The sequence below is a fragment of the Aeromonas sp. QDB56 genome (assembly GCF_027705505.1).
GTDB lineage: Bacteria > Pseudomonadota > Gammaproteobacteria > Enterobacterales > Aeromonadaceae > Aeromonas > Aeromonas caviae.
On record NZ_JAPDBZ010000043.1, the window covers coordinates 21,749 to 29,331 of the forward strand.

The window sequence follows — 7,583 nt, forward strand, 5'->3', positions numbered from 1 at the left end:
CCCCGGCCATGAACCGTTAACCTTTCACGCCGCCTGCGGTCAGACCGCCCACCAGCCAGCGCTGGGCGAGCAGGAAGACGACCGTGATGGGGAAGCCTGACAGCACGGCGGCTGCGGCGAAGTCACCCCACAGGTAGTTCTGCGGATAGAGGTACTGCTGGGCCCCGACCGCCAGGGTCAGATTGTTCACATCCTGCAACAGGATGGAGGCCATGGGCACCTCGGTGATGGATCCGATGAAGGCCAGGATGAACACCACCGCCAGAATGGGCACCGACAGGGGCAGCAGGATCAGGCGGAACGCCTGCCACGGAGTAGCGCCATCGATGGCCGCCGCCTCCTCCAGGGAAGAGTCGATGGTCTCGAAGTAGCCCTTGATGGTCCAGACGTGCAGGGCAATGCCCCCCATGTAGGCCATGATCAGGCCGCCGTGGGTGTTGAGACCCAGCCAGGGGATGTAGTCACCGATCTTGTTGAAGAGCGCGTAGATGGCCACCAGTGCCAGCACCGCCGGGAACATCTGGAAGATCAGCATGCCCTGCAGGATGGTGGACTTGCCACGGAACCGCAGACGGGCGAAGGCGTAGGCACAGGTGGTGGAGAGCACCACTATCATCAGGGCGGTGATGCCCGCCACCTTGATGGAGTTCCACAGCCAGGTCAGCACCGGGAACGGCGGCGGCGTGATGCTGCCATCGGCGTTGGTGATGGACATTCCGAGCGCCAGCTTCCAGTGATCCAGGGTCGGATTGGTGGGGATGATCTCCCCCACCGAGAAGTTGCCGTTACGGAACGAGATGGCGATGACCATGATCAGCGGGAAGATGATCAGTGCCAGGAAGCCCCACATCACCAGGTGGGTTGCCCACACCCGGTATTTGACTGATTTGGGTTGTACGATTGCCATGTTGAAGCCTCCTTACAGTTGCTTGTCGGCTTTGGACAATTTCAGGTTGAGCAAGGCCAGCGCACCCACGATGAGGAAGATAGCGGTGGCGATGGCACTGGCCAGACCGTAGTCCTGACCACCCGAGCCCTGGAACGCGATCCGGTAGGTGTAGCTCACCAGCAAGTCGGTGGTCCCGGCCGGCGTGGTGGCGCCGATGATGTCCGGCGCCCCGTTCGTCAACAACTGGATAAGTACGAAGTTGTTGAAGTTGAAGGCAAAGGATGCAATCAACAGCGGTGTCAGCGGCTTCATCAAGAGCGGTACGGTGATCTTGAAGAAGTTCTGTACCGGCCCCGCCCCGTCCATGGCAGACGCCTCGTAGAGATCTTCCGGAATCGCCTTGAGCAGGCCCATGCAGAGGATCATCATGTAGGGGTAACCGAGCCAGGTGTTGACGATGAGGATCATCACCTTGGCCAGGAAGGGATTGGTGTACCAGTCCGGCTTGATGCCGAAGGCCGCTTCCAGGAACAGGTTGATTTCACCGAAGTTCTGGTTGAACAAGCCCTTGAACACCAGGATGGAGATGAACGCCGGTATCGCATAGGGCAGGATCAGCATGACCCGGTAGAAACCACGCCCCCTGAGCTGCTCCCACTGCACCAGACACGCCAGCACCATGCCGATCGCCAGGGTGAACGCCACCGAACAGGCGGAGAAGATCACGGTCCAGACGAAGATCTGCATGAAGGGACTCTGGATACCCGGGTCCGTCATGATGCGCATGAAGTTTTTCCAACCCACGCTCACCACGAAACCGGGGGCAACGCCCTTGCCGACGAAGTGACCTTCCGCATCGATGTACTGGTAGAAGCCGGTGTCACCGTTGGGCAGCATCAGCTCGCCGCTCTGGTTGTCACGCAGCAGGTTGCTGTCCTTGATCATGACGCCGGACTTGAGCACGGCGCCGTCGACCAGCTGGGTATAGAGCTGTTTCTGGGCGGCGAACTTGCGCAGGCTGCTCAGGGTCAGATGGATATTGCCTTCGGGCAGTACCACATCCAGGGCACTCAGGTGGGTGCGGTGATCGACGATGGCACGAATGGGTGCCGCCTTGTCGGTCGCCTCCCCGGCCAGGGGTTGCAACTGAACAACCTGGGGCTCGTCACGGACCCGTCCTTCACGGACGGCCAGGGTACGCGCCTTGTTGTTCAGCAAGGTAAGGGGTGGACTGATAAAGGATTGGTCGTCCTGTTTCAGCAGCAGCTGAAACTGATTGTTCTCACCACCCAGGAGGGTGAAATCGAATTCACCGCCGGTCACCTTGTAGGTTTTTTTCAGATGGTAATCCCGTGCCTGCTCAAGGGAGAGCAAGTTGGATCCCGAATAGTTGGTGAAGGCGATGCCGATCGTGTAGGCAAGAGGGAAGATGATAAAAACAACCATGCCTGCCACACCGGGGAAAATATAACGGTGGGCATAAGTCTTCTTGTTCATGAAGACATAGAGACCGACGGATACGACCACCAGATCGAGCAGGGCAAATACCCACTCGCCGCTGGCATACATCATCACGGCCGCATAACCATTAAGCACTGCGATCAGTGCCGCCATGGTCCATTTCAGCCAGACGTACTTGTCTTTCTTCGGACCGGCATAGGATTCGATAGAAGGTACTACTTCCATGCCAATTAACCTTTATTGCGCCAAGAGAGATTGAGAGAGTGGGAGGCCCGAAGGCCTCCCGGGTAGTACATGCTTACTGGACGATACGCTTGGCAGCGGTATCCAGGGCTTCGTCAACACCCTGACGGCCAGAGGTGACGTTCTTGAGGGCGGTTTCGAAGGAGGACCAGAAACGGCTCATCTCGGGCACGGACGGCATCGGTTCGCCGTTCTGGGCGTTCAGCATGGTGGCCTTGATGTTGGGGTCGGCTTCCAGGGTCTTCTGGAAGGACTTCAGGGCCACGGCACCCAGCGGCTTGTCGGCGTTCATCGGCGCCAGACCGGCATCGGTCAGCAGGTAGTTCTCGAGGAACTCGATGGCCAGATCCTTGTTCGGGCTGGCGGCGTTGATGGTGGCACCCAGTACGCCAACGAAGGCCTTGGCCGGCTTGCCTTTCAGGGTCGGCAGCTGGGCTACGCCATACTTGATGCCGCTCTTGTCCAGGTTGCTCCAGGCCCAGGGACCGTTGATCATCATGGCCACTTCGCCCTTGTTGAACTTGGCGTCCATCACACCGTAGTCGATGCCCTTCTCCAGGTGACCGGATTTGATCATCTCGGAGATGTAGCCGACGCCGGCCTTGGCACCTGCGTTGTTCACGCCGGTGTCTTTGACGTCATAGCCGGTGGCGGTCTTCTTGAAGGCATAACCACCGTTGGCAGCCACCAGGGGGTAGCTGAAGTAGGGGGTGTCATAGGCCCACATGATGGCGCGCTTGCCATTTTTCTTCAGGTCTTCGTCGATCTTGGCGATCTCTTCGAAGGTTTTCGGCGGGTTGGGCAACAGATCCTTGTTGTAAATCAGGCTGACGGCTTCTACCGCGACCGGGTAGCCATAGGTCTTGCCATCGACGGTCATGGCATCCCAGGCGAATTGCTCGAACTTGGCCTTGGTGGCGGCATTCGGGGTCACGGGAACCAGCAGACCGGACTTGACCCACTCACCGTAACGGTCGTGAGCCCAGAAGAAGATGTCAGGGCCGTTGCCGGTGGCGGCGGCTTGCTGGAATTTGACTTCAACCTGATCCGGGTGGGCGACGGTTACCTTGATGCCGGTTTCGGCTTCAAACTTCTTGCCGACTTCGGCCAGGCCGTTGTAGCCCTTGTCACCGTTGATCCAGATGGTCAGCTGACCTTCATCAATGGCAGCAGTGGCAGAGCAGGCCACGCCCAGGGTAGCCAGACCGATCAGGGATGACAGCAATTTCTTTTTCATGAGCCTTTCCTTGTATTAGTTCCGCGCTGTAAGAGCATTGTGTGCAGATGTATATTATCCCAAGCAGTCAATGCCTCACATGACACGCCTCGCATTTTTGAAATGCAATTACGTATTTTCTTCCAGAAAGTTATGAAAACATTTTCTTATTTCAGCGACTTAAGAAGAGATATCCCCATATTTTTGCCAAGATATGGAAATTAAATTACAGAAAGGAAATTAATTTACGTCATTGAAAGGGATTTCACCCCACTGAAAACCCTTTCACTCCCGATATTTTGTTCAATGTGTTAACAAAAGTACTGAGGTGGTTTCCATCTACATCACCCCCTAAAATAAAAAGGCACCGGAGCGGACTCCGGTGCCTTTTTGCAAGAAATGACGGCTGGATCACATTACGACTGGCGCAGCAATTGATCCTTGAGATTGGGCGGGACTCCCCTGATGGTCAGGGTGTCGGTCTGGGGATCGTAAAAGACCCGGCTGTTGAGCAACTTCTGCTCGAAGCTCAGGGTCAGGCCGCCACCGGAGCCCACAAACTTGGTCAAGCCCCGCAGGGTGGAACGGTCCGCCGGGAAGCGCTCCTCCAGCTCGTACTCCTGACCGATGAAGCTGTAAAAATCGAGGTCCCCATCACCGGGCAATTCCGCCGACAGCTCCTTGATCTCGATCTCCTCGCCGGCGCTGGCCTGCTCGGTGCAATATTTGAAGACCTGCTTCTTGTAGTCATTGCGCTCGGCCGGTTCGAGCTGGCGGCTGTCGCAGTAATCGTCCACCGCCTGCAGCAACCCCTTGTTCTGGATCTTGGCATCCATGCCCTCCCGGGCCCCCAGCAGATCCATGAAGAAATCCCCCAGCTTGCGACCGACCCGGCCCTTGCTGAAGGTGATATAACGACGCGAATCCCCTTGGGTTTTCCACTCGGTGAGATCGATGCGGGCCACCAGATTGAGTTTGCCGATATCCAGGTACTGGATGTGGCGCAGCTCCAGCGCCTCGCTCACGGTGACGCTCTCCTTGCCTTCCAGCAGGGCGATCATCAGGTAATCCACCCCCACATAGTTGTACTTGGCAATCAGCAACACCCCCTGCTCGTCCAGGGCATGCTCCACCAGCTGCTTGACCAGCATCTGGGTCAGGTTGACGGAAAAGGGGACGAACTCGGTCTGCTCCGCCAGCAGCTGCTCCAGGGCGATGCGAAAGGCGGGGGAAGGCTGCTTGGGGGCGTCTTCCCCCTCCGCCAGCTCGGCGACGGCGGCCTCGGGATCGGCGAAGAAGCCAAAGCCCTTTCCCCCCTTGCCGTTGTAGATGCGATGCAGCTCCGCCATCAGCCCTTGTACCGCCTCGTCGGCAGGCAGGGTCTGGCTGCGGGTATAGGCGTGGGGCTGGCCATCGTTGCCCGCCCGCAGGGAGTGAAGAATGATCTTGTCGATATCGAGACTCATGTCACAAAGCCATAGTGTTAGCCGAAAGGGTGAAGTATTATAAGGCGCTTTGAACCGAGGTGAACCCAAGATTATGCCCATCGTATCAAAGTACAATAACGAGCAGTTTGACGCCCTGATGAACGACCTGATCACCGCCCTGGAGAAACACAAGGCACCGGTGGATCTCAGTCTGATGGTCCTTGGCAACCTGACCACCAACATCATCAACGGCATGGCCCCGGCCCAGCGCCAGGCGATCACCGAGAAGTTCATCCAGGCACTCACCGCCTCGGTGGGCCATCGCCACGATGCGCACTGAGTTTCTTCGCATTCTTTGATGTTTTTCAAGCAGATGGATCATTATGGTCGAAACCGGCAACCCCTATCGCGATAATGTCTCTCGCCTGATCACCTGGGGGCATTGGTTCTCCTTCTTCAACATCATCCTGGCCATGCTGATCTCGACCCGTTACCTGGGCGCCATCAGCTGGCCGTCGACCACGCTCGGCGTGACCTATCTCGTCATCAGCTGGATAGGTCATTTCTCGTTCCTGAGCTTCGTCACCTATCTGCTGACCATCTTCCCCTTGAGCTTCATCCTGCCCAGGGAGAAGCCGCTGCGCTTCATTTCATCCATTATCGCCACCCTGGCGCTGGTGCTGCTGCTTATCGACACCCAGGTGTTCCAGCTGTTCAAGTTCCACTTGAATGGCCAGGTGTGGCAACTGCTGCTGGATCAGGCGCAGACCGAAGAGGGCTCTATCTGGAGCATCATCTTCGTGGCGGTGCCCGCCATCTTCCTGCTGCAACTGCTGCTGTCGGCCTATGTGTGGCGCAAGATCAACAAGCGCAAACGCCGCCAGTACGGCAATCAGGTGGGGCTGGCCCTGCTGGTCTGCTTCATCCTCACCCATCTGGTCAACAGCTGGGCGGATGCGACCCTGTATCAACCCATCACCATGCAACGGGCCAACTTCCCCCTCTCCTACCCCATGACCGCCAGGAGCTTCCTGGCCAAGCATGGCTGGCTCGACCTCGAGCAGTATGAGAAGAAGGCCGAAGATCAGGGAAGCGCTGAGCACCGTCTGCTCTATCCCTTGCGCCCCCTCAGCGTGAGCGCACCCAGCGATCACAAGAACCTGCTGGTGGTGGTGGTCGACTCCCTGCGAGCCGACATGCTCAACAACATCAACATGCCCAATCTGCAACGCTACGCGGACAACCACTTCAATTTCCGCCAGCACATGAGTGGTGGCAATGATGAAGCCATGGGGATGTTCAGCCTCTTCTACGGGCTGCCCGGCCACTATTACGGGGACATCCGGGCCGACAAGCGCCCCCCCGTGCTGTTCGACGAGATGCTGCGTCAGGACTACCAGTTCGGCCTGTTCGGTGCACTGGAAGATGCCAAGCAGTATCGCCAGAGCCTGCTTGCGGGTCTGCGCAAGCAGGTCTTCGTCTCCCGCCAGACCGATGACCGCAGGCTCATCGACGACTGGCAGCAGTGGCTTGGCACGCGCACCGCGGACAGACCCTGGTTCTCTCTGGTCTATCTCTCTAGCCCGGGGGATTATCAGGTGCCAGCCAGCATCAAGGGCCCCTTCCAGCCCGAGTTGACCCGCTTCAACCCGGCCACTGCCTATCGGCCCGAGAACCTGCAGAAGCTGGAGAACCGCTACAAGAACGCGGTCTTCTATACCGATCAACTGCTGGAGCAGATGCTGACCCAACTGCAATTGCAGGGGCTTGATGATCAGACCATCGTCGTGGTCACCTCCAACCACGGTCAGGAGTTCAACGAGACCCAGAGCAACAGCTGGGGCTATGACAGCAATTACTCGACCTATCAGGTGCAGGTCCCCCTGGTGCTGGCCTGGCCTGGTGCCGAACCTGCGCCCCAGGCGCAGGCGAGCAGCCACCTGGATCTGGTACCGACCCTGATGAAGAACATGCTGGGTGTACGCAACCCCTATCGTGACTACAGCACGGGGCGCAACCTGTTCGAAGCCAGTACACGCACCTGGCTGCTGGCGGGGGATCAGAATGACTTCGCCATCTATCAGGGCAACACCATCACCCAGTTCAACAAGCAGGGGGACTTCGAGCTGCTGGACCGTGACACCTATCGCCCCATCAAGCACGGCACCCCGGACATGGGCACCCTGATCCAGGTGATGAACGAGCTCAATCGCTTCTATCGCGCCCCCTGATCTGCGCCAGCCCACCTCCTTGAGCCCGCCCCTATGGCGTAATGCCGATCAGTTAAGGATCCATTGACCGATCCTCAGGCTGTGTAAGAATCCGAAACTCCTTGTTGGGTTTCGGA

General features: G+C 58.1%; 6 protein-coding genes. 2 read left to right on the plus strand and 4 right to left on the minus strand.

Annotated features, from left to right (window positions below; all coding sequences use genetic code 11):
- Nucleotides 1-16 precede the first annotated feature (16 nt).
- From malG to yejK, 4 genes are all read right to left on the minus strand, one after another.
- The gene (malG, locus tag OKB81_RS09220; RefSeq protein WP_160838282.1) at nt 17-907 is read right to left on the minus strand and encodes a maltose ABC transporter permease MalG; all 891 of its coding nucleotides are present in this window, start codon (nt 905-907) and stop codon (nt 17-19) included.
- Between the two features lie 12 nt (nt 908-919).
- Nucleotides 920-2,575 (minus strand): maltose ABC transporter permease MalF, encoded by a 1,656-nt coding sequence (malF, locus tag OKB81_RS09225; RefSeq protein ID WP_160838284.1) that lies wholly within the window; start codon nt 2,573-2,575, stop codon nt 920-922.
- Between the two features lie 73 nt (nt 2,576-2,648).
- Nucleotides 2,649-3,830, minus strand: coding sequence for a maltose/maltodextrin ABC transporter substrate-binding protein MalE (gene malE / locus OKB81_RS09230; RefSeq protein ID WP_010674249.1), 1,182 nt, complete (start codon nt 3,828-3,830; stop codon nt 2,649-2,651).
- 395 nt (nt 3,831-4,225) lie between these two features.
- Nucleotides 4,226-5,275 (minus strand): nucleoid-associated protein YejK, encoded by a 1,050-nt coding sequence (yejK, locus tag OKB81_RS09235; RefSeq protein ID WP_270666340.1) that lies wholly within the window; start codon nt 5,273-5,275, stop codon nt 4,226-4,228.
- A 73-nt stretch (nt 5,276-5,348) separates the two neighbouring features.
- Here yejK and OKB81_RS09240 point away from each other — a divergent pair, with 73 nt between their 5' ends.
- A complete protein-coding gene (locus OKB81_RS09240; RefSeq protein ID WP_039038627.1) occupies nt 5,349-5,576 on the plus strand; it encodes a YejL family protein in 228 nt (75 codons plus the stop codon).
- 43 nt (nt 5,577-5,619) lie between these two features.
- The gene (locus OKB81_RS09245) at nt 5,620-7,467 is read left to right on the plus strand and encodes a DUF3413 domain-containing protein (protein WP_268427885.1); all 1,848 of its coding nucleotides are present in this window, start codon (nt 5,620-5,622) and stop codon (nt 7,465-7,467) included.
- The last annotated feature ends 116 nt before the right edge of the window (nt 7,468-7,583 follow it).